Raw genomic sequence first — 22,251 nt, 5'->3', positions numbered from 1 at the left:
TGGCTGATTATCCTGATACCCGACTTGATGGGTGGGTGCCGATGGCGGTCAGGCAGATGCTCGTCGCGGGCCGGTACCGTCTCCTGGAGCCGGTCGGCGCCGGTGGCATGGGGCGGGTCTGGCTCGCCCGCGACGAGATGCTCCACCGCGACGTGGCCGTCAAGGAGATCGTCCCGCCAGACTGGATGACCGGTGCTGAACAGGATCGGCTGCGTGAGCGGACCCTCCGTGAAGCGCGCAGCGCGGCCCGCCTCAACCATCCTCACGTGGTCCGCATCTACGATGTCGTGCACGCCGCGGGACTGTCCTGGATCGTCATGGAATATGTGCCGTCCCGCTCGCTCCACCAGGTCCTTCAGGATCAGGGTCCGTACGGGCCGGCGGAGGCCGCGCGGATCGGCCTGGCGGTCCTGGACGCCCTCGCCGCCGCGCACCGGGCCGGGGTGCTGCACCGTGACGTGAAACCGCACAACGTGCTCATCGGAACCGACGGGCGAGTGGTGCTGACCGATTTCGGTCTCGCCACCTTCGTCGACGACGGGTCGGTGACAGCGCCCGGCCTGATCGTCGGCTCGCCCCAGTACGTGTCCCCGGAACGTGCCCGTGACGGCGCGTCCACCGTCGAGTCGGATCTGTGGTCGCTGGGGGCGACCCTGTACGCGGCCGTCGAAGGCCGGTCGCCCTACGCCCGGGAGACCGCGATGGCCACCCTCGCGGCGCTCGCCACCGAGCCCCCCGACCCGCCGGTCCGGGCCGGCCCGCTGACGTCGGTGCTCGGCGGCCTTCTCCGATATGAGCCGGCCACCCGCCTCACTGTTCCGGAGATCGAACGGCGCCTGCGCATGATCGTGTTCGAGGACCCGCAGGAGAAGATCCCGTTCCTGCCCGGTCAGCGCGCCGGCCGCCGGGGAAGACCCCGGGAGACCGCCGGCAGCGGTTCGGTCCCGGAGACCGCCGACGCCGGCTCGGTCCCGGAGACGGCGCCGGGCTCCTCGCACGCGGCGGTACCGGTGTCCCCGGCGCGCCCGCACCGCGGAACGGCGTCGGTGACCAGCCGGTTGTCGCCGCAGCCGCCGATGGTCGCCCCCGACGTGGGAACGAGCCCCGGCCGGCCGCGACCCGCGCCCGGCCCGGCGAGGGCCGCGGGCACCGCGTCCGTGCCGTCCGCACCGCCGGAGGTGACGCGGATGTCGCCTCCACCGGTGTCGCCCGGCGGTCCCGCCTCCGCGGGGCCAAGAGCGGAACCGGCCGGTCCCACCGTCCGTCCCGCGGAGGTGGAGCAGCACCTTTCTTCCGCGGGGGAGAGGCCGCCGACGGTTCAGGCGCCCGCTGTGCGGCCTGATAGTCGCAGGGAGACCGCGGAGGGCGACGGTTCCGCTGAGACGGGCCACCTTGATCCCGTCGAGCCGGACACGAGAAGCTTCCCCGGTACGCAACGCGTAGCGGGCGCCTCCGACGGGCTCGGCCCACTCGCAACGGCAGCGGCAAGTCATCAGGCCCCACCGGACGCCGCGGACACTCCCGGTGGCCTGGCGGGCTTACCTGAAGCGAAGATTCCCGGTGGCCTGGCGGGTTCACTCGAGGCGGAGATTCCCGGTGCCCGGCCTGGTTCACCCGAAGCGGATGGGCGGGCCACTCGGTCCGTGGAACAGCAGCAGGAGCAGCGGCAGGAGCAGCGGCAGGAGCAGCGGCAGGAGCAGCGGCAGGAGCAGCGGCAGGAGCAGCGGCAGGGACAGCGGCAGGGGGAGGCCGTGTCCGTCGTCCCGGTGGCCGCGGCGGGTATGGAACTGGAGCGCTGGCAAAAGCCGGTGCCATCCAATCCGGCTGTCACCGGCGTGTCCCCTCCGGACAAAGGCCTCGTCGGCGAGCGCACCGGCAACGACCCCACGGATCCACCGCCGCCCGCTCCGACCGAGCCGGAGGCCACGCGGCTCGCACCGTCCGTTGGTCAGGCCGTCGTCGTCCGCGCGGCGTCCGGTCGGACGTCAACCCCGGCCCCCACCCGATCGGTACGGGTGACCCACGCCAGACTCGCCGTCACCGCACTGGTCATGCTGGTGCTCGGCGGCAGTCTGCTCGCGGGTTACCTGGCCGAACGCAACGATCCACGCCCGCAGGTCTTCCTCCCCTCCCCGCCGACGGCGACGGGGTCCCTGGTGACGGTCACGCCGTCTCCCACCGGCGCCGCCCCGGTCTCGGTGCCCCCGTCCGAAGGCCCGAACTCCCCGGTGGAATCGTCGCCCGGCCCGATCGCCCCGCCGGCCGGCTCGCTGGGGCTTTCGGAGCCCGCCCCGGCGAGCTCTCCGCCACCCTCCACCGTGGCGACCTCACCTCGACTGGAGTCCTTCGCGCCGGTCCTCTGTGACGATCCGCCCCCGGCCGGCCTGCCGGCGACCCCACGGAAGGGCTCGACCCGCGGTGTCAACGGATGGACGCTGCCCACCGGTTGGTCCTACTTCAGCGACGGGTCGGGTTTTCACGTCGCCGTCCCCGACGACTGGACCTACCAGCGGATCGGCACGACCTACTGTTTCCGGAACGCCCGCAACTCCCGGGTGTTGAGCCTCGATGTGGGCCGGGACCCCACCGCCGACCCGGTTCAGGCGTTGCAGGCCGAGGAGCGCCGTCTCGCCGGACCGAACGGCCTGCCCGGCTACTCGAAGGTTGACCTCAAGGCGGTGGCACTGCTGCACAAGGCCGCCGACTGGGAGTACCGCTACCGCTCCCGCAGCGGCGCGGCCCGGCACACCATTCTCCGGTGGTTCGTCGTGGACGGCCGAGCCTACGCCCTCGGCTGGACGACCGCGGAGAAGACCTGGACCACGGATCTGGCAAAGATCCAGATGATCCGCGGCACCTTCTTCGCGGCGGGTTCCACCGGCCGTCCTCTTCCCGGCGCCTCGTGAACGAGGCGTGGCTCATCCCACGCCGGCCGTGGCGAGTCTGACCCCGAACCCGACGAACAGCGCGCCGACGGCGGTGGTCGCTCCGGTGGCCAGCCGGCGCCGTTCCCGGAACTGCCCGGCGAGGTAGCGCCCGGCGAAGATCAGCGTGGTCAGGTAGAGCGCGCTGAAGAACTGCACCACCGCGCCGAGGACCAGGAACGACAGCTCCGGATGGGCATAGCCCGGCTGGACGAACTGGATGAAGAACGACACGAAGAACAGGATCGCCTTGGGGTTGAGCAGGCTGATCACGGCGGCCCGGCGGAACGGGCGCCGCATGCCGGCCGGTGGCTCACCGGTCGTTGTCGTGGTAGCCGGCTCCGCACGGGTGCGCCATCGCCGCCAGGCGCTACGGATGATGTTGAGGCCGACCCAGGACAGATACGCCGCCCCCGCGTATTTGAGCAGGAGGAACAGTGCCGGGTAGGCGGCGATCAGGGAGGCCACGCCGGTCGCTGACAGGACCATCAGTACGGCGTCACCCAGGAAGACCCCGCCCGCGGCCTGGTAACCGGCGCGGACGCCGCGCTGGGCGCCAACCGAGAGCACGAAGATCGAATTCGGCCCAGGCAGAAGGATGATGGCCACCACTCCAGCCACATATGTCCAGAAATCAGTGATGCCGAGCATCGGGGGTCGCCTTTCTCGCGGAGGCTCGAGGAGTATCACCGATGGGTTTCATCCCGAGGCCAGCCGGTCCCTGAGCCGCTGGGCCGCGGCCGGCCACTCGTCGGCCGTCATGGCGAACAGCACGGTGTCACGCCACGTGCCGTCGGGCCGCTTGCGCTGACGGCGGATCATCCCGTCCCGGCTGGCGCCCAGCCGGGCGATCGCCCGCTGGGACCGCTCGTTGCGGATGTCGGTGTACCAGAACACCCGCTCGGCCCCGAGCACGTCGAACGCCCGCTCCATCAGCAACAGCTTCGCCTCGGTGTTGACCCCGGTCCGCCACCACTTCCGCCCCAGCATCGTGTGACCGATGCCGAGAGCCCGTAGCTCGGTGTCGATGTCGTGATAGGTCGTCATGCCCATCACCGCGCCGGTGGCCGGGTCGACCTGCGCCCAGCCGGAACGCACGCCCAGCCACTGCCCGCGCAGCACGCCCGCGACATCCTCGGCCAGGTCCTCCGCGGTGCGGGGCCGTGGGAACGGGATGTGCCGCCAGACCTCCTCGTCGTCCAGCGCCTCGAACAGCCGCTCCACATGGCCGGGGGTGAGTGGCTCCAGGCGCACGTGCCGCCCCTCCAGCACGACCGGTGTCTGCCACTGCGAGGGGGAACCGGGAAGATACCCCGGTGGGGCGGCCGCGACGCCCGGCTCGGTCACCGGCGGGCCGGCCACCGTCCGCAGCGGGAGGACTCCGGCCCAGTGCGGCAGGTCCAGATCCTCCGGATCGTCGACGGCTCCGGCGTCCCGAACCCGCACCGAAACCTCGACGAGCGGCAGCGCCAGCACCGTCGTCTGCGCGAGCTCCTGGCGGGTGGGCGGCCGGCTGTCCCGTGAGCGGCCCTCACCGACCTTGTCGGCCAGCGCGATCAGCACGCGCAGCTTCTCGGCGTCGTCGGTGACCGGCCGGGCGGTCCCGAGGGCGACCACGGAGCGGTAGTTGGCACTGTGATTGAACTGTGATCGTGCGTAGACCAGCGCGTCCAGCAGGGTGACGGTCACGCAGACCGGCACGCCGCCGCCGCGCGCCGCGAGACCCAGCCGCGAGCCGGTGGAGCCGTGCAGGTAGAGGGTGTCGTCGACACGCACGTGCAGATTGGGCAGCACCCGGGGCTCACCATCCACCACGAAACCCACCGCGCAGTCATAAGCCTCGTCGAGGATGGCGTGGGCCGCCTCGCGCTCGTATCGCATGCGTTTGCGGGTGCGTGTGGCCGTCGTGCGAGCGGTGCGGGTGTAGAGGTCGGTCACGGTGGCCTCCCCGGCTGGTGTATGCGCTTGCGGTTCATTCTGTACTAGTACAGAATCGTTTCTGTGGCAGCACAGTATCAGGTCAGTGGTGAGAGCGCCGCCGAGATTTCGGCCAGCATCGAGGCGGGCGTCGTCCGGGGGGACTGGGTCGCCGGGGCGGCGCTTCCGTCGGTCCGGGTCCTCGCGGGCGATCTGCACGTCAGCCCGGCCACCGTGGCCAGGGCCTATCAGGAGCTGCGCCAGCGCGGTGTGATCGAGACCGAGGGCCGGCGCGGCACCCGGGTCCGTTCCCGCCCGTCCGTGGCGGTGACGCGTGCGGCCCTGCGCGTTCCCGCGCCGGCGGGCCTGCGTGATCTCGCCGGCGGGGAGCCGGATCCTCGCCTGTTGCCACCCTTGGCGCCGGCGATGGTCGCGGTCGCGGCGAGCATCGACCCGCCGCGGGGGTATGCGTCCGCGGTCACCATGCCGGAGCTCGCCGACGCCGCCCGGCCGCGCCTGCTGGCCGAGGGAGTGCCCGTCTCCGGCTCGGCGATCGTGGTCACCTCGGGTGCGCTCGACTCGATCGAGCGGGTGCTCACCGCTCATCTCCGGCCAGGCGACGCCGTCGGTATCGAGGACCCTGGGTGGGCGGCCCTGATCGACCTGGTGGCCGCCCTGGGGCTGCGCGCGGTCCCGTTCGCCGTCGACGACGAGGGCCCCGACCCGGAGTCGCTGGCCGCCGCGCTGCGATCCGGCGCCCGGGCCGTGGTGATCACCGTCCGGGCACAGAATCCGACGGGCGCCGCGGTCAGCGCCGATCGGGCCGCCCGGCTCCGGGAGCTGTTGACCTGCCACCCGGGTATCGCCGTCATCGAGGATGATCATGCCGCTGAGCTGGCCGAGCACGAGCCGTGCTGCATCGGTCCGGTAACCGGTTGCTGGGCGTTCGTCAGATCCGCCTCCAAACCGTTCGGGCCGGATCTGCGCATCGCCGTGCTCGCCGGCGACGAGACGACCGTGGCCCGGGTGGCCGGGCGGATGCGGATCGGCATGGGCTGGGTCTCGACCGTCCTTCAGCGGCTGCTGCTCCGGCTGTGGCGGGACGAGGAGATCACCGCGCTGGTCGCCCACGCCGCGCGGGTGTATGGGGATCGCCGCCGGGCGCTGCTGGCGGCGCTCCGGGCGGAGGGGGTCGCGTCGTTCGGCGACACCGGCATCAACGTCTGGGTTCCGGTGCCCGATGAGACCCGTGCGGTCGCGGCGCTCCGTGATCGGGGATTCGCGGTGGCACCCGGCGCCCTGTTCCGGATCAGCTCCCCACCGGGGATCCGTATAACGATCAGCACGATCGAGCCCGAGGAGTCGGCGGAGCTGGCCCGGGCGGTGGCGGCCGCCGTCAATCCGGCCGGCATGGCCCCGCCGATGCGGTGAGGACTCCACCGGCGAGAGGAGGGCCGCCGTCCCCCGGAAGAGCGGCCCGGGGCGAGTTCTGTCGGTGGCAACGGGTAGAACGGTGCAATGCCAGGGACGGAGGCGCCGGTCGGCGCGCAGCAATGGGTGTCGCCGCACCCACGGAGCATCGACGAGCTGAAGCTGGCCGCGACGGACTGTCATGGCTGCGAGCTCCATCAGAACGCGACCCAGACGGTGTTCGGCCGCGGAGCCCCCCACGCCAAGATCGTCTTCGTGGGCGAGCAGCCCGGTGACGTCGAGGACCGGCAGGGCCTGCCGTTCGTGGGCCCGGCGGGCCGGCTGCTGCGGGAAGCGGTCGACGACGCCGGCATCGACCCGGCCGACCTCTACATCACCAACGCGGTCAAACACTTCAGATTCGAGTCGCGGGGCAGCCGGCGGATCCACCAGAACCCGGGGCCCGCCCACATCACCGCCTGCCGGCCGTGGCTGGTCTCCGAGTTCGCTCTGCTCAAGCCGGAGCTCGTGGTCATCCTGGGCGCTACCGCGGGCAAGGCGCTGCTCGGCCCGTCCTTCCGGGTGACCCGGTCGCGCGGGCGGTTGATGCCGTGGCCAGCGTCGGCCCAGCATCCCGAGGATTTCCCGATGGCCGAGATTCAGGCACTGGCCACGATCCACCCCTCGGCGGTGCTGCGCGCGGATGATCGCGAGACGGCGTACCGGGGATTGGTCGATGATCTTCGAGTTGCTGCCGCGGCGGTCGCCTGACGGCTCGGTGGACCGCTCGTGGGTACCCTTTCACGGTGCGTCTGACAGATTTCTGGGAGCGTCTGGAACAGAGTTTCGGTGCTGCCTACGCCCGTAGCATCGCCGCGGATCATGCCTTCACGGAGTTGGGTGGGCGGACCATCGATACTGCCATCGCCCAGGGTGTCGATACGGCTACTATCTGGCGCGCGGTGGTCGCCGCATACCCCGATCGGGTGCCTGCGCGACTACGCTGAGCTGCTTTAGTACGCCTGTTCGGGCGTGTCACTCGATCCTCGTACAGGTGTTCGGCTATTGTCCACAGCGACTCGGTCATCCACAGCGCACGACAGGGCGGAGGATTTTTGTCATACCCACCGCCTACCGTGTCGACCGTGGTGAACAAAAGCTCGTCCGCGAAGAACGCGAAGTCGAATACAGGGGTGGCGGTAATGGCGGCAGGACCCGATCGGGAGAAGGCGCTCGAACTAGCGCTGGCACAGATCGACAAGCAGTTCGGCAAGGGCTCGGTGATGCGGCTCGGGGAGCGGCCGGTCGTGCAGACCGCCGTCATCCCGACCAGTTCCATCGCGCTGGATGTGGCGCTGGGTGTCGGTGGCCTGCCCCGTGGCCGGGTCATCGAGATCTACGGGCCGGAGTCGAGCGGTAAGACGACCGTCGCCCTGCACGCGGTGGCGAACGCGCAGAAGGCCGGCGGCATCGCGGCCTTCATCGACGCCGAGCACGCTCTCGACCCGGAGTACGCTCGGGCTCTCGGCGTCGACACCGACGCCCTCCTCGTCTCCCAGCCGGACACCGGTGAGCAGGCTCTCGAGATCGCGGACATGCTGATCCGCTCGGGCGCGCTCGACATCATCGTCATCGACTCGGTGGCCGCCCTGGTGCCGCGGGCCGAGATCGAGGGTGAGATGGGTGACAGTCACGTCGGTCTCCAGGCCCGTCTCATGAGCCAGGCCCTCCGAAAGATCACCGGTATCCTCAACAACTCCGGAACCACCGCGATCTTCATCAACCAGCTCCGCGAGAAGATCGGCGTCATGTTCGGCTCGCCCGAGACGACGACCGGTGGCCGCGCGCTGAAGTTCTACGCGTCGGTGCGTCTCGACGTCCGGCGCATCGAGAGCCTGAAGGACGGCACCGACGTCGTCGGTAACCGCACCCGGGTCAAGGTCGTCAAGAACAAGGTGGCCGCGCCGTTCAAGCAGGCCGAGTTCGACATCATGTATGGCAAGGGCATCTCCCGTGAGGGATCGCTCATCGACGTCGGTGTCGAGCAGAGCATCATCCGCAAGTCCGGCGCCTGGTACACGTATGACGGCGATCAGCTCGGCCAGGGCAAGGAGAAGGCCCGGGAGTTCCTCAAGGAGAACCCGGACGTCGCCGCCGAGATCGAGAAGAAGATCCTCGAGAAGCTCGGCGTCGGGCAGGCCGGCGCCGACGCGGCGGGTGGCCCCGAGCTGCCGCCGGTCGACTTCTGATCCGGTAAACGGCGATGGTGGGACGGCGCGGCGCACGGTCCGGGCGAGGATGGGATGCCATCCCGCCCCGGGCCGGGACCGGCATGCCCGCGGCCGGGCAGGCGGGGGAGACCGGCCGCGCCGACGGACGTGGCACTCGCCGTCGCCCGGGCGGGTCCGGCTCGTCTGACGTCCCGGGCGCATCAGGCTCGTCTGACGTCCCGGGCGGCGCCGGGCGGGAGCGGCCGGAGTCTCCGCCGCGCAGTGAGTCCGAGATCGCCCGGGAGATCTGTCTCCGTCAGCTCGCGGTTCGACCACGGACCCGGGCCGAGCTGGCGAAGGCGCTGGTTCGCAAGGAGATCTCCGAAGAGGTGATCGCCGAGGTCCTCGATCGGTATGACGAGGTCGGCATCATCGACGACGCCGCGTTCGCCCGTGCCTGGGTCTCCAGCCGGCACCATGGCCGGGGGCTGGCTCGGCGCGCGCTCGCCAACGAGTTGCGTCAGCGCGGGGTCGACGCGGAGGTGGCCTCCGAAGCGCTGGAAGCGGTCGACGAAGAGGCGGAGGCGGCCGCTGCCCGCGCGCTGGTCGATCGCAGACTTCGTACGGCGTCGGGTGCCCCTGAAGCGGTCTTCCGGCGTCTGGTCGCCATGCTCGCCCGCAAGGGCTACCCGGCGGGCATCGCCATCCGGGCGGTCAAGGACGCCCTGGCGGCCCGCGACGCCGAGGCCGCCGAGTTCGCCGACGCGATCGACGCGGACGCTCTCGCGGACGAGGCCACCGGCCTCTGAGCACGACCCGCCACTCGTCCGTGGCGCCGAGTCGCTTCGTCACGCCATGGGAAGACCCGGTGTTGGAGCCGGGACCAGGGCGATCGCCGATATAGTCCTGATGTGAGGATTGCTCGGCTGGTGGCCTTTAGGCGGGATATCACGCAGTGGTCCAGAGGGGCGGCTGCCGGACCCGTTCCGTCGTTACGCTCCGTGTCGTGTGACGCGTTGGTGGCGGGCATGGCGATAATGGTTGAGGCCCGGGAGTGACTTTCCACCACTGCGGCGTGATCGCATGGTACGTCGGGAATGTCCAGCAGGATCGTGAGCTGGGCGTAAGCGGGTCTGTGCCCTACGTCCCATCCCCTGCCGAATCATGAGTCCTTGACCGAAGTGGTGCTCGCGACCTAGCCTCGCGTTACACAAGGTTTGTTCGACCATCGCATGCAACAGGCACAACATAGATCGCATTACATTACGGCATCACTTGGGCGGTCCGACGTCCGTGAGGTGCCTCCGTCGGCCGCTGACCGCGCGGCTGATGGCGCGACATACCGGCGGTCAACCCCACAACTCCACACACTCTGATTCGAGCGGCCGACGGGCGGTTCGCCGGCAAGGGGCATCCGCGCCGGCCGGGGGCGAGCAGATGGATCTCGGGCGAGAAAGATCGCTCGAGCCATCGTCGTATCCCACGGACGGTAACGATGCCCCGATCGGCGGGGCGACCGCGGTGGCGAGGGCTACGCAGGGAAACGCTGACCGGATTCATCATTCGGCTGGCGGTCTCCGGTCATGGAGCCCGAGCGCACCCGCGACAGCGGGCGGCAGGGACGGTTCTGGCAGTTCATGTGCCGGAGGCGGCCCGCGTGGCCGAATCGAGGTGACCGGGCAACTGCCGGGTCCCACCGATTCGGGTAACCGCGGAATCCATGGCCGGCGGCGCGACGGAACCCACGGCGGCGAACCGGACCGCCCGACGCTCCGCCGCGCGCAACGGGCGCGGCGAAGCACGGGAAGGTCCGGGCGACCGGATCGACTGCGAACTCCGCGGCGACCAGAACGCCGCGGTCCTCACGTAGCCACCGGCCCGCCCGGAAGCCTCCACGCGTTCCGCGGAAAGAGGGTCGCTCCCGGGCGTGGTGCGCCGCACCCGGCGGAGATCCGGCGCCGGACGGAGACTGGAACCTCGGGGTAGCCGAACGGCGGAGCGCGTGTACCCGGGGCCGGTGCCGCCCGCGGTCTGCTGCCTTGGTCGGGCATCCCGTAGAGAGGCCCGCGCGCGTGTGCACCGCGCCGGCGGCGAAGGGAGACGCGGCGAGATGATGACCCCGCTGGACTGGGCGCTGGTGGTTGCCATCATCGTGATCGCTGTAGCGGTGATAGCGGGGCTGGTCCTCGGGGCGCGTGCGCTGCGCCAGTTGCGTGCCGACCGGCAGGACGCCCAGGACCGTCAGGAGCAGGCGGTCGGTGACGCCCGGGCGAAGGTGGAGGACGCCAACGCCAAGGCCGCGTCGGTTCGTGCGGAGGCCGCCGCTGCGAAGGCCGAGGCGAGCGCGGCCCGGGCCGAGGCGCGCCGCGTTCTGGAGACGGCGCACAGTGAGGCCGACACCATCCTGGAGCACGCCCACCGCCAGGCCGAGGCCGACGCGGAGCAGTTGCGCGCCGCCGCCCGCCGGAGTGGGGAGCGGGAGATCGCGCTGCTCAACGTCACGGTGAAGGAACAGGCGGCGGAGGTGGAGCGCCGGGCCGCGCGGATCGACGAGCGGGAGCGGCTGCACGGCGAGGAGGTGGAGCGTCTCGTCGAACGGGAGCGCCGCCTGGCCGCGCTGGAGACGGACCTGTCGTCCCGGGAGGCGGCTCTCACCAAGCGTGAGGCCGATCTGACGAAGGCCGAGGAGGTCAGGCGCCGGGAGCTGGAGCGGATCGCCGGGCTGACCGCGGAGGCGGCCCGTGCCGAGCTGATCGAGGCGATCGAGGGGCAGGCGAAGCGCGAGGCGGCGATCCTGATCCGGGACATCGAGACCGAGGCGAAGAACACCGCGGACACCCGGGCCCGGCACATCGTGGTCGACGCGATTCAGCGGATCGCGAGTGAGCAGACGGCGGAGAGCGTCGTCAGTGTGCTGCATCTGCCGAGTGACGAGATGAAGGGCCGGATCATCGGCCGTGAGGGCCGCAACATCCGGGCCTTCGAGTCGACGACCGGTGTCAACCTGATCATCGACGACACCCCGGAGGCGGTTCTTCTCTCCTGCTTCGATCCGGTACGCCGTGAGGTGGGCCGCCTCACGCTGGAGAAGCTGGTCCTGGACGGCCGGATCCACCCGCACCGGATCGAGGAGGTCTTCGACAGCGCGAAGAACGAGGTGGAGCGGCTCTGCGACCGGGCGGCCGAGGAGGCCCTGGTCGACGTCGGGATCACGAACATCCACCCGGAGCTGGTGAAGCTGCTGGGCCGGCTGCGGTACCGGACGAGTTACGGCCAGAACGTGCTGAAGCATCTGGTGGAGACGGCGCACATCGCCGGGATCATGGCCGCCGAGATGGGCCTGGACGTGCCGACGATGAAGCGGTCCGCCTTCCTGCACGACATCGGCAAGGCGCTGACCCACGAGGTGGAGGGCAGCCATGCCCTGATCGGCGCCGATCTGGCCCGCAAGTACGGCGAGCACGAGGATGTCGTACACGCCATCGAAGCGCATCACAACGAGGTGCCGCCGCAGACCATCGAGGCGGTGCTGACGCAGGCCGCGGATGCCTGCTCGGGCGGCCGGCCGGGGGCGCGGCGGGAGAGCCTGGAGGCGTACGTGAAGCGCCTGGAGCGGATCGAGGAGATCGCCGGCGGCAAGGTCGGGGTGGAGAAGGTCTTCGCGATGCAGGCCGGCCGTGAGATCCGGGTGATGGTGCGGCCGGACGACATCGACGACATCGGCGCCGCCGTGCTGGCTCGTGACGTGGCGAAGCAGATCGAGGAGGAGCTGACCTACCCGGGCCAGATCCGGGTCACCGTGGTCCGTGAGTCGCGGGTGACCGAACTGGCCCGGTGAGCCGGTCTCAGATCTGTCGGGTGGCGTCGGTGAGCGGCAGCGGTTTGGCCTTGGCCCGCGGCAGTCGGCTGAGGTGGCGTTGCAGCCACCAGGCGAGGATCGACAGCATGCCGCACAGGGTGAGGTAGATGGCCCCGACCACCAGGTACGCCGGCACGTAGGGGAGCCCGAAGGCGAGCCGCCCGCCGATGGTCTTGCCGACGGTCAGCAGTTCCGGGTAGGTGATGATGAACCCGAGCGCGGTGTCCTTCAGCAGGACGACGAGCTGGCTGACGATGGCCGGCAGCATGGCCCGGAAGGCCTGGGGCAGCAGGATGAGCCGTAGCACCTGGTTCTTCCGCATGCCGATGGCGTAGGAGGCCTCCGACTGCCCCTTGGCGACCGCGTTGACGCCGGCCCGGAAGATCTCGGCGAGCACCGAGCCGTTGTACAGGGTGAGGCCGATGACGAGGGCCCACATCTTGTCGATGGGCCACCCGTACTGGAGCGGCACGTAGTACCCGAAGAAGATCAGGATGAGCAGCGGGATGGCCCGGAACAGTTCGACCACGGCGGTGGACGGGGCTCGCAGGACGGCGTGGTCGCTGAGCCGCCCGGCCGCGAAGACGGCGCCGAAGAGCAGCGCGAGGACCGCCGCGATGCCGGCCGCCTTGAGGGTGAACCAGACGCCGTTGAGCAGTTCCATCTGCACGGCCTTGTACTTGAACTGGTCCCACCGGCGGGCCTCGAACTGGCCGGTCTCCCAGAACCGGTAGATCACGAACGCGATCAGGCCGAGGATCGCGATCGTGGCCAGGACGCCGATGATCAGGTTGCGGCGGCGGCCCTTGGGGCCGGGCAGGTCGTACAGCACCGACGTCATCGCGCCACCGCCCACTTGCGCTCGAGGGACCGCTGCAACAACACCAGCGGAGTGATCAGGATCAGGAAGCCGATGGTGATCCACAGCAGGACGTAGAACTGCGGTTCACCGCGCTCGGCCATGTACGCCGGGATCGCGCCCGCCTCCAGCACCGAGAAGCCGGCCGCCACCGTGGTGTTCTTCAGCATCGCGATCATGACGCTGACCAGCGGCGGCACCATGGCTCGCAGTGCCTGCGGGAGGATCACCTGCACGAGCACCTGGTCGAAGGTCATGCCGACGGCGCGGGCCGCCTCGGCCTGTCCGGCCGGAACCGTGTTGATGCCGGAGCGGACCACCTCGCAGACGAACGCCGCGGTGTAGAACGTGAGGGCGGTGAACGCGGCCTGGTCGTAGTCGAGGTTGACGTCCAGTTTCGGGACCGCGAACACCAGGAACGCGAAGACCAGCGTCAACGGCGTGTTCCGCACGATGTTGACGTAGCTGGCGCCGAACCAGCGGAGCGCCGGGATCGGCGAGACCCGGAACGCGCCGAGCAGGACGCCCAGCAGGAGGCTGCCGACCGCGCTCACGAGGAACAGATACACCGTGTTGGTGAAGCCCTGGACGAACAAGGACCAGTTGTCCGTCAGAACGTTGATGAATTCCGTCATGCCCGTCCTTCAACTGACCGGCCGGCGCCGGGTGGCGGACCACCCGACGCCGGCCGGCGTGGCGTCGATCAGTAGCGCTCGAGGGTCGGGGCGGTGGCCGGCGAGCCCGACTTGCCCAGGGTGCCGTCGTAGATCTTCTTCCAGGTGCCGTCGGTGAAGGCGGCCTCCAGCTTGTCGTTGAAGAAGTCGCGGAACGCCTTGTCGTCGCGCGGCAGGCCGATGCCGTACTTCTCGGTGCTGAACGGCTGGCCGACGACCTTCAGGTCGGTCGGGCTCTGCGCGGCGTAACCCTTGAGGATCGCGTCGTCGGTGGTGACGGCGTCAACCTTCTTGTCCAGCAGCTGCGAGACGCACTCGGAGTAGGTCTTGAACTCGACGATGTTCTCCGGCTCGGTCAGCGCCTCGTCGCGGACCCGCTGGATCGGCGTGGAGCCGGTCGCGGAGCAGACCTTCTTGCCTTTGAGGGTGTCCTTGCCGGTGATCGCGGTCTCGTCCTTGCGGACCAGGAGGTCCTGACCGGCCACGAAGTACGGCCCGGCGAACGAGACGTCCGCCTTGCGCTTGTCGGTGATCGAGTAGGTGCCGACGTAGTAGTCGATCTCACCACCCTTGATCGCGGTCTCCCGGTTGGCGGACGGGATCTCCTTGTACTCGATCTTCGCGGGGTCGACGCCGAGCTTGGAGGCGAGGTACTGGGCGATCTCGATGTCGAAGCCGCAGCGGGTGCCCGCGGTGTCCTTGTAGCCCAGGTTCGGCTGGTCGAACTTGACGCCGACGACGACCTTGCCGGCCGACTTGATCTTGTCGAAGGTGGGGCTGCCGGTGACGGCCGCCGCGGAGTCGGCGGTGAACGTCGTACCCGAGCTCTGGCAGGTGTCCGAAGGCGCCGCGGCGTCGGTGCCGCCGGCACCGCTGGGGGTGGGGGTTCCCTCCTCACCGCAGGCGGCGAGGCCGAAAGTGAGAGCCGCGGCAGTGGCCAGTACGGCTACGCGAGTGAAACGCATATCTCTTCTCCTTCTTGTGGATCAGCCCGCCGCCGAGCGACGGATCGGGTCCGCCGTCATGCGGCGGCGGGCCTGAGAACGCTCAGTGCGTGAGGATCTTGGACAGGAAGTCCTTCGCCCGCTCGCTGCGCGGGTTCGCGAAGAATTCGTCCGGCGTGGCCTCTTCGACCAATCGGCCGTCTGCCATGAATACGACACGGTCGGCGGCGTGTCGCGCGAAACCCATCTCATGGGTGACGACGACCATCGTCATCCCCTCACCGGCCAGCGACGTCATCACCTCCAGCACCTCGCCGACCATCTCCGGGTCGAGGGCGCTGGTCGGCTCGTCGAAGAGCATCGCCTTGGGCTGCATGGCGAGCGCGCGGGCGATCGCCACCCGCTGCTGCTGGCCGCCGGAGAGCTGGGCCGGGTACTTGTCGGCCTGGTTGGCGATGCCCACCCGTTCCAGGAGGGCCATGGCCCGATCCTGGACCACCGCCTTCTTCTCCTTGCGCACCTTGATCGGCCCGAGCATCACGTTCTGCAGGATGGTCTTGTGCGCGAACAGGTTGAAGGACTGGAAGACCATGCCGACCTCGCTGCGCAGCCGGGCGAGCCCGCGACCCTCGGCCGGCAGCACCTGTCCGTCGAAGACGATCCGGCCGGAGTCGATCGGCTCCAGCCGGTTGATGGCACGGCACAGCGTGGACTTGCCGGACCCGGACGGTCCGATCACGACCACGACCTCACCACGCGCGACGGACAGGTCCACGTCCTGCAGCACGTGCAAGGGGCCGAACCACTTGTTGACGTTCTCAAGGACGATGAGAGCCTCGTCTGTCACCCCTGGTCCATCCACTCGTTCTCGGTTCACTCGAATGGACACACCCTATGGGGCGCTCCGTATCGGATTGTGTCGAGAATGGTCACGGAGCGGTAACACAGCCGGTGCGCTGAGAGAGGGGCCGACAGCATGGAGTACATGGCGAACGGCCCGTGGAACTGGTGTGTCGCCGGGCGCGTCGAGCCCGACCGCGTCATGGGCGCGCTCGCCGGCGCGCTGGAACGCCCGGTCCACGGCCTGCTCCCCGGAGCCGATCTGCTCTGCGACGTCTACCACGTCGGTGGCGACTTCCCGACCCTCGTCGACGTCTACCTGACACCCGGCGGAGTCGCCGAGGAGACGGTCGCGAGCGCCGTCGCGGTCCGGCTGCGTGCCGCGCTCCTGCTTCCCGACGACACCCTCAACCCGTCGCGGTACGTGCTCGCGGAGCCCGACGGATCGTTACGGGCCGTGCACGTCGACGAGGTGGAGACCGACGACGGGCCGGAGCGCCGCCGGCTGCGGCCCTGCACCGGCGCCGACCCGGCCTGCGCCCACCCGGCCGGCTGTGACCGATCGCGGTGGAAACCCGGCCCGACTCCGGAGCGGCCCGCCGCGGCGTAACGGGTAGCCTGGTCAATTGCCATGACTACCGAGATGAGCGGCGCCCCGCGTACCTATGATGTGCGCACCTACGGCTGCCAGATGAACGTGCACGACAGCGAGCGGATCTCCGGGCTGATGGAGGACGCCGGCTATCTGCGCGCCGCCGACGCGGACGCGGCGGACATCGTGGTCTTCAACACCTGCGCGGTCCGGGAGAACGCCGACAATCGCCTCTACGGCAACCTCGGCCACCTGCGCCCCACCAAGCTCAAGAACCCCGGCATGCAGATCGCGGTCGGCGGCTGCCTGGCGCAGAAGGACCAGCACGACATCGTCAAGAAGGCGCCGTGGGTCGACGTCGTCTTCGGCACCCACAACATCGGCTCGCTGCCGGCCCTGCTCGAGCGCGCCCGGCACAACGAGGAGGCGCAGGTCGAGATCCTCGAGTCGCTCGAGGTCTTCCCCTCCACCCTGCCGACCAAGCGGGAGTCGACCTACTCCGGCTGGGTCTCCATCTCGGTGGGCTGCAACAACACCTGCACGTTCTGCATCGTCCCGAGCCTGCGCGGCAAGGAGAAGGACCGCCGGCCCGGCGAGATCCTGTCCGAGGTCCGTGCCCTGGTCGCCGAGGGTGTCCTCGAGGTCACCCTGCTCGGGCAGAACGTGAATTCCTACGGCGCCGAGTTCGGTGACCGGCTCGCCTTCGGCAAGCTGCTGCGGGCCACCGGTGACATCGAGGGCCTGGAGCGGGTGCGGTTCACCAGCCCGCACCCGAAGGATTTCACCGACGACGTGATCGCCGCGATGGCCGAGACGCCGAACGTGTGCCACTCACTGCACATGCCGCTGCAGTCCGGCTCCGACCGGGTGCTGAGGGCGATGCGGCGCAGCTACCGGCAGGAGAAGTTCCTCGGCATCATCGGACGGGTCCGGGACGCCATGCCGGACGCCGCGATCACCACCGACATCATCGTCGGGTTCCCCGGTGAGACCGAGGAGGACTTCGAGCAGACCCTCGAGGTGGTTCGCCGGGCGCGGTTCTCCAGCGCCTTCACCTTCCAGTACTCGAAGCGTCCCGGCACACCCGCCGCGACCATGGAGGAGCAGGTGCCGAAGGCGGTCGTCCAGGACCGCTACAACCGGCTCATCGCCACCCTCGAGGACATCACCTGGGCCGAGAACAGGAAGCTCGTCGGCGAGAAGGTCGAGGTGCTGGTCGCGGTCGGCGAGGGCCGCAAGGACGAGCGGACCGGACGGCTCAGCGGCCGGTCCCGCGACGGCCGCCTCGTGCACTTCGCCACCGGCGACATCACGCCGCGTCCCGGTGACATCGTCGAGACCGTGGTGACCTACGCCGCGCCGCACCACCTGAACGCCGACGGCAACCCGCTCAGCCACCGTCGTACCCGGGCCGGAGACGCGTACGAGTCCGGGCGTACCCCGAAGTTGAAGGGTGTGTCGCTCGGCCTGCCCGGCGTCGGTGTGCCGGCCCCGCTGCCGCCCGTGTCCGAAGGATGCGCCCTCTGACCGCCGCGTAGCCGCATGGCAGCGGGGTGTGACAATGTGGATCGATGGCCACCTTTCCGCGCACCCCGCTGTCCTTCGGCGATGACCAGGGCCAGCCCGCGGTCACCGTCACGCGGGCCGTGTTCGCCCTGGCCGGGGTGCTGGCGCTGGTGCTCGGTTTCGTCGGCCTCGATCAGTACCTCGCCCAGCAGGGTGTCACCGACCGTGACCCGCTGAACCTGCTGTACGGCACGTTGCAGCTGTTCGTCCTCGGCTCCGACCCGCTGGAGGGCGGCACCGAGTTCCCGCCCGCGCTCCAGGTGGCCCGCTTCGTGGCCCCGATCGTCACGCTGTACGCCTTCGCCGAGGCGGCCCGCGTCCTGCTGGCCAGCGAGATGCGGCGCCTGCGGGCCCGCCGCTCCCGCCGGCACGTGGTGGTCTGCGGTGACTCCTCGGTCGCCCGGACGCTGGCGCACCGCCTGCACCTGAGCGGCCACCGCGTCGTGGTGGTCCGGACGCAGCCGATCGGCCCGCTGGAGCTGCGCCGCCGGGGCATGCTCGGCGTCAACGGCGACGCCCGCGACGCCGACGTGCTGCGCGGGGCCGGCGTCCCGCATGCCGCGATGCTGTACGCCTGTGCCGAGACGAGCGCCGCCAACCTGGAGATCGCCGCGGCCGCCGCCCGGATGGCCGCCCCGCCGGGCGACATCGCCGTCTACGCCCAGATCCACGAGGCGGACTGGGCGCTCACCCTCCAGGCCCGGCGGCTCGGTGTGCCGCACTCGCCCGGCCAGCGGCTCGACTTCTTCCACCTGGACCAGTTGGCCGTGCACGTGCTGCTGGACCAGCAGCCGCTGCCGAACCGCCCGGACCGGGTGCCGCGGCTGCTGGTGGCCGGTGACTCCTCGCTGGTCCCGGCGTTGATCGTGGAGATCGCCCGGCACTGGCGGCTGCGCCGGTCGAACCCGGGGCAGCGGGTGGCGGTGGACCTGGTGGCGCCGGAGGCGATCCGGGTGCGGGACAGGTTCGCCCAGCGTGGCGGGGCGGTTCCGGACGGGTGCCGGGTGACGGCGTACGAGACGGACGTGGCCGCCCTCCTCGACGACCCGGGCCGGGCCGGCTACGACCGGGCCTTCCTCTGCTACACCGACGACCGGGTGGGGCTGGAGCTGGCGCTGCGGGAGCACCGCCTGTGGGGCCGGGTCGCCGGCGACATCATCGTGGTGGTGGACGCGCTCGCCGCGATCACCGAGGCGTTCAGCCGGGACCAGCGGGAGCAGCCGCTGCTCGACCCGATCGACGGCCGGGTGAAACTCTTCTCGGCTGTCGCGGCCGGCTGTGACCCGGCGCTGATCGCCGAGGACCTGTCGGAGCGGCTGGGCCGGCTCATCCACGAGCGGTTCGTCGAGGCCTGCCTGCTGCGGGGCGAGCGGCTGGGCAGCAGCCCGGCGCTGTGCCCGTGGTCCGAGCTGGACGAGGAGCTGCGCCGGTCGAACCGGCTCCAGGCCGGTGACTTCGGGCTGAAGCTGCACATGGCCGGTTGCGCCGTGGTGCCGGCCGACGGTGGCGACGACGATTTCTGCTTCACCGAGGCCGAGGTGGAACTGCTCGCCCGCCGGGAGCAGCAGCGCTGGGCGGAGGTGGCCCGCGGCAACGGCTGGGTGCACGGCGCGGAGCGTGACCGTGCCCGCCGGGAGTCGCCCGATCTGGTGGATTGGGAGGAGCTCGGGCCCGAGGGACGTGCCAAATGTCGCGCCGCCGTGCTGGAGATTCCGCAGATCCTGGCGGACGCCGGGTTCCGGGTGGTCCGTTTGACGGACAATGGAGTCAGCCGGGCGCTGAACCCGGCGTGACCCCCTGGGGAGCGGGCATGACGACGATCGGCGTCACCGGGCACATCCGGTTGCGGCCGGCCACCCATCGGCTGATCCTTCGCGAGCTGGTCGAGCTGCTGTCCGGCTATCCACGGGTGCACGGGGTCACCTGCCTGGCCGAGGGGTCCGACCAGATCTTCGCCCGGGCCGTCCGCGCCTGCCGCGGCACCTTCGACGTGGTGCTTCCGGTGCCGGCCGCCACGGCACCGCCCGCCGCGCCGCCTCCGCGCCTGCTGCGCCAGGCCCGCCGGGTGACCCGGCTCGAGGTGGCGGGCCCGCCCGAGGCGGCCTACGAGGCGGCCAGCCGCGAGGTGGTGGAGCGCAGCGACGTCCTGGTCGCGATCTGGGACGGCGATCCCACCGGCGGCCGGGGCGGCACGGCCGAGACGGTGGAGTGGGCCAAGGCGATGGGCCGCCGGGTCGTCCGGGTCTGGCCCGAGGGAGCGGAGCGGCTCACCGCGCCGGTCCACTGAAAGCGGTCCGCAACAGATCCTGAGCGCAGCGGTTCACCGCGCCGGTTCGCTGAAAGCGCCCTGCAGCAGACAGCGAGCGCAGCGGTTCACCGCGCCGGTCTGCCGGAGGTCGCCTGCAACAGATCGAGGGCGCCGATGGTGATCTGATCCCGGACCCGGGCCATCGCCCCGTCCCACTGCCGGGTGAACCCGGGCCGCTGATTCAGCGCCGACCAGATCGGCAGCATCTCCTCCGGCACGTGCGCGGCCGGCATCCACAGATGCGGCAGGTGTTCCAGCAGCGGCTGGAGCCGGCTGACCCGTTCGGCCCGGCTGTGGTCGTGGGCGAGCGTCGAGTCGAGCACCGACAGCACGGTGGTCAGCAGCCAGTCGTGCAGGGCCAGGTCCTCGCAGAGGGCGACCACGGCGCCCAGGTCCGTGGTCGGCACCCGCAGCCGCAGCGAGCGGATGTCGTCGGAGACCAGCGTGAACGTGCCGCCGGGCCGGTCCACCGTCCGGTCCAGCCGGGCGGTCCAGCGCAGCCGGACCCGTGGGGTGCGCAGCGGCGGGGCGTGGTCGATCAGCCGGGACCGCTGGACCGTGTCGAGCATCCGCGCCGCGATCGCGCTCAGTTCCAGTGTCTCCGCGGTCCGCGTCCCGGTGAGCACGCCCTGTTCCAGGTCGGACTGGTCGAGTCTGCCGATCGCCTCCAGATGACCGGGACTGGCCAGGTAGTGCGACCAGGGCAGCCGGATGGTGGTCCGGGCGGGCGCCACCCGGGCGTACGCCGAACCCTGCGCGACATGACCGGCCACCACGACGGCGCGGGACACGACCGTGCCGATGGCCCGGGTCTGGCGTCCGGAAGTGGTCGGCAGCCGGCAGTCCACCCCTTCGAGATGGTCCGGCGAGATCGACCGCGCGATGGGCCGTTCGACCGAGCGGACCCGCTCGTTGGCCTCGTTGCGGAGCAGGTGTTCGGTGGCGCGCCGGGGCAGGGCGGCGGAGTTCTGCAGGAGGCCGGTCTGGACCTCTCCGAATGCCAACATGAGTCCTCCGCGGCCGTTTTCTGATTCCATCGTGACGTTCTGCGGCGAGACCCGGCAATCACCTCGCGCCGGAAGGATAAGGGCTTGTCGGCCGAGGTCGGCCGAGGTGCGGCCGGGTGCCGAAATTTCTGCCCGTGCGACGCCGCCGAGTAAGCCGTTAGTGTCGGGGGGTGACCGTTACCAACATCGATGCCATTGTGGTCGGTGCGGGCGTCTGCGGTTTGACCAGCGCACTGTGCCTGGCCCGGCGAGGGCTCTCGGTGAGTGTCGTGGCCCGGAGGCTGCCGCCCGCCACGGACTCCTGTGCCGCCGGCGCCATGTGGGGGCCGTTCCTGGTCGATCATCCGGAGGCCGAGCGCTGGGCCGGGGAGGGCCTGACCGCCTTCCGCGAGCTGGCCGCCGCGCGTGCCGCCGGAGTCACCATGGTGCGTGGCGTCGAGGTCTCCCGGGGCGTCGCCGATCCGCATCCCTGGCTGCACCTCACCGGGGACCTGGAGCGGTGCGACGAGTGGGCCTGGCCGGCGTATCGCAGCGCCTGGCGCTACACCACGGCCGCGGTCGACATGCCGGTCTACTCGGAGTACCTGATGGCCCGGCTGCGGGCCGAGGGCGTCCACGTGGAGCGGCGCGAGCTGCGGTCGCTGCGGGAGCTGACCGGTCAGGCCCCGGTGATCGTCAACTGCAGCGGCAGCGGCGCGCGCCGGCTGGCCGGTGATCCCGGCCTGGTCCCGGTGCGCGGTCTGGTGGTGGTGGTTCGCAATCCCGGCATCGACACGTTCTTCGCCGAGGACGGCGACGGCCCCGAGCTCACCTACTACATCCCGCACGGTGACACGGTCGTGCTCGGCAGCACCATCGAGGCGCCCGGCGGGGTGGCGCTTCCGGAGGCCGTCGCGGTCGAGCGGATCCGCCGCCGCTGTGCCGGCATCGAGCCGCTGCTGCGGGACGCGCCGGTGATCGGGGTCCGCTCCGGGCACCGGCCGGTCCGCGACCGGATCCGGCTGGAGACCACCACCCTGGGCGGGCAGGTGGTGATCCACAACTACGGCCACGGCGGCGGTGGCGTGACCGTCTCCTGGGGCTGCGGCCGGGACACCGCGTCCATGGTGGAGGCTTGCCTGACGCGACTATATTGATTCGC

At 70.6% G+C, this 22,251-nt stretch carries 19 protein-coding genes; 12 read left to right on the top strand and 7 right to left on the bottom strand.

The window, feature by feature from the left end; translation table 11 throughout:
• The first annotated feature begins 41 nt into the window (after positions 1 to 41).
• Positions 42 to 2,906, top strand: coding sequence for a protein kinase (locus AB0I88_RS11220; RefSeq protein WP_361021221.1), 2,865 nt, complete (start codon positions 42 to 44; stop codon positions 2,904 to 2,906).
• A gap of 12 nt (positions 2,907 to 2,918) precedes the next feature.
• On the opposite strand, the gene leuE is transcribed toward AB0I88_RS11220, so the two are convergent.
• A complete protein-coding gene (gene leuE / locus AB0I88_RS11215; protein WP_361021219.1) occupies positions 2,919 to 3,575 on the bottom strand; it encodes a leucine efflux protein LeuE in 657 nt (218 codons plus the stop codon).
• A 48-nt stretch (positions 3,576 to 3,623) separates the two neighbouring features.
• Entirely contained in the window at positions 3,624 to 4,862 is a 1,239-nt protein-coding gene (locus AB0I88_RS11210; protein ID WP_361021217.1) for a bifunctional pyridoxamine 5'-phosphate oxidase family protein/GNAT family N-acetyltransferase, read from the bottom strand.
• Between the two features lie 63 nt (positions 4,863 to 4,925).
• Here AB0I88_RS11210 and AB0I88_RS11205 point away from each other — a divergent pair, with 63 nt between their 5' ends.
• The 6 genes from AB0I88_RS11205 to rny all read left to right on the top strand — a co-directional run bounded on the left by AB0I88_RS11205 (position 4,926) and on the right by rny (position 12,299).
• Complete coding sequence (locus AB0I88_RS11205) at positions 4,926 to 6,272, top strand: aminotransferase class I/II-fold pyridoxal phosphate-dependent enzyme (protein ID WP_361021215.1); 1,347 nt, start codon at positions 4,926 to 4,928, stop codon at positions 6,270 to 6,272.
• 87 nt (positions 6,273 to 6,359) lie between these two features.
• Complete coding sequence (locus AB0I88_RS11200; protein ID WP_361021213.1) at positions 6,360 to 7,022, top strand: UdgX family uracil-DNA binding protein; 663 nt, start codon at positions 6,360 to 6,362, stop codon at positions 7,020 to 7,022.
• 35 nt (positions 7,023 to 7,057) lie between these two features.
• On the top strand, positions 7,058 to 7,258 hold the full coding sequence (locus AB0I88_RS11195) for a DUF3046 domain-containing protein (RefSeq protein WP_361021211.1): 201 nt from the start codon (positions 7,058 to 7,060) through the stop codon (positions 7,256 to 7,258).
• Positions 7,259 to 7,453: 195 nt separating this feature from the next.
• Complete coding sequence (recA, locus tag AB0I88_RS11190) at positions 7,454 to 8,500, top strand: recombinase RecA (protein ID WP_361021209.1); 1,047 nt, start codon at positions 7,454 to 7,456, stop codon at positions 8,498 to 8,500.
• 14 nt (positions 8,501 to 8,514) lie between these two features.
• Positions 8,515 to 9,270, top strand: a complete 756-nt coding sequence (locus AB0I88_RS11185) for a regulatory protein RecX (RefSeq protein WP_361021206.1) — start codon at positions 8,515 to 8,517, stop codon at positions 9,268 to 9,270.
• A 1,304-nt stretch (positions 9,271 to 10,574) separates the two neighbouring features.
• A complete protein-coding gene (rny, locus tag AB0I88_RS11180; protein ID WP_361021294.1) occupies positions 10,575 to 12,299 on the top strand; it encodes a ribonuclease Y in 1,725 nt (574 codons plus the stop codon).
• A gap of 7 nt (positions 12,300 to 12,306) precedes the next feature.
• Here the strand turns inward: rny and AB0I88_RS11175 are convergent, their stop codons facing one another.
• The 4 genes from AB0I88_RS11175 to AB0I88_RS11160 form a co-directional block, all read right to left on the bottom strand.
• Entirely contained in the window at positions 12,307 to 13,161 is an 855-nt protein-coding gene (locus AB0I88_RS11175; RefSeq protein ID WP_361021204.1) for an amino acid ABC transporter permease, read from the bottom strand.
• Entirely contained in the window at positions 13,158 to 13,814 is a 657-nt protein-coding gene (locus AB0I88_RS11170; RefSeq protein WP_361021202.1) for an amino acid ABC transporter permease, read from the bottom strand. The genes AB0I88_RS11175 and AB0I88_RS11170 overlap by 4 nt, the downstream gene beginning before the upstream one ends.
• Before the next feature lie 68 nt (positions 13,815 to 13,882).
• Positions 13,883 to 14,818 carry a glutamate ABC transporter substrate-binding protein gene (locus AB0I88_RS11165; protein WP_361021200.1) on the bottom strand — a complete coding sequence of 312 codons (936 nt, stop codon included), beginning with the start codon at positions 14,816 to 14,818 and terminating at the stop codon, positions 13,883 to 13,885.
• Positions 14,819 to 14,900: 82 nt separating this feature from the next.
• Complete coding sequence (locus AB0I88_RS11160; protein WP_361021198.1) at positions 14,901 to 15,644, bottom strand: amino acid ABC transporter ATP-binding protein; 744 nt, start codon at positions 15,642 to 15,644, stop codon at positions 14,901 to 14,903.
• Between the two features lie 129 nt (positions 15,645 to 15,773).
• Between AB0I88_RS11160 and AB0I88_RS11155 the strand changes: the two genes are divergently transcribed.
• Genes AB0I88_RS11155 through AB0I88_RS11140 form a run of 4 tightly spaced genes read left to right on the top strand, consistent with a single transcriptional unit; the run spans position 15,774 to position 20,082 of the window.
• Complete coding sequence (locus tag AB0I88_RS11155; protein ID WP_361021196.1) at positions 15,774 to 16,247, top strand: hypothetical protein; 474 nt, start codon at positions 15,774 to 15,776, stop codon at positions 16,245 to 16,247.
• 21 nt (positions 16,248 to 16,268) lie between these two features.
• The gene (gene miaB / locus AB0I88_RS11150; protein WP_361021194.1) at positions 16,269 to 17,756 is read left to right on the top strand and encodes a tRNA (N6-isopentenyl adenosine(37)-C2)-methylthiotransferase MiaB; all 1,488 of its coding nucleotides are present in this window, start codon (positions 16,269 to 16,271) and stop codon (positions 17,754 to 17,756) included.
• A gap of 44 nt (positions 17,757 to 17,800) precedes the next feature.
• Positions 17,801 to 19,588 carry an NAD-binding protein gene (locus tag AB0I88_RS11145; protein ID WP_361021192.1) on the top strand — a complete coding sequence of 596 codons (1,788 nt, stop codon included), beginning with the start codon at positions 17,801 to 17,803 and terminating at the stop codon, positions 19,586 to 19,588.
• 17 nt (positions 19,589 to 19,605) lie between these two features.
• On the top strand, positions 19,606 to 20,082 hold the full coding sequence (locus AB0I88_RS11140; RefSeq protein WP_361021190.1) for a hypothetical protein: 477 nt from the start codon (positions 19,606 to 19,608) through the stop codon (positions 20,080 to 20,082).
• 86 nt (positions 20,083 to 20,168) lie between these two features.
• Here the strand turns inward: AB0I88_RS11140 and AB0I88_RS11135 are convergent, their stop codons facing one another.
• On the bottom strand, positions 20,169 to 21,110 hold the full coding sequence (locus AB0I88_RS11135; RefSeq protein WP_361021188.1) for an SCO2521 family protein: 942 nt from the start codon (positions 21,108 to 21,110) through the stop codon (positions 20,169 to 20,171).
• Positions 21,111 to 21,280: 170 nt separating this feature from the next.
• Here AB0I88_RS11135 and AB0I88_RS11130 point away from each other — a divergent pair, with 170 nt between their 5' ends.
• Positions 21,281 to 22,246, top strand: a complete 966-nt coding sequence (locus AB0I88_RS11130; RefSeq protein WP_361021186.1) for an FAD-dependent oxidoreductase — start codon at positions 21,281 to 21,283, stop codon at positions 22,244 to 22,246.
• The last annotated feature ends 5 nt before the right edge of the window (positions 22,247 to 22,251 follow it).

It is taken from the genome of Actinoplanes sp. NPDC049802 (genome assembly GCF_040656595.1).
Lineage (GTDB): Bacteria > Actinomycetota > Actinomycetes > Mycobacteriales > Micromonosporaceae > Actinoplanes.
This window is presented reverse-complemented; position numbering and strand designations above follow the sequence as displayed.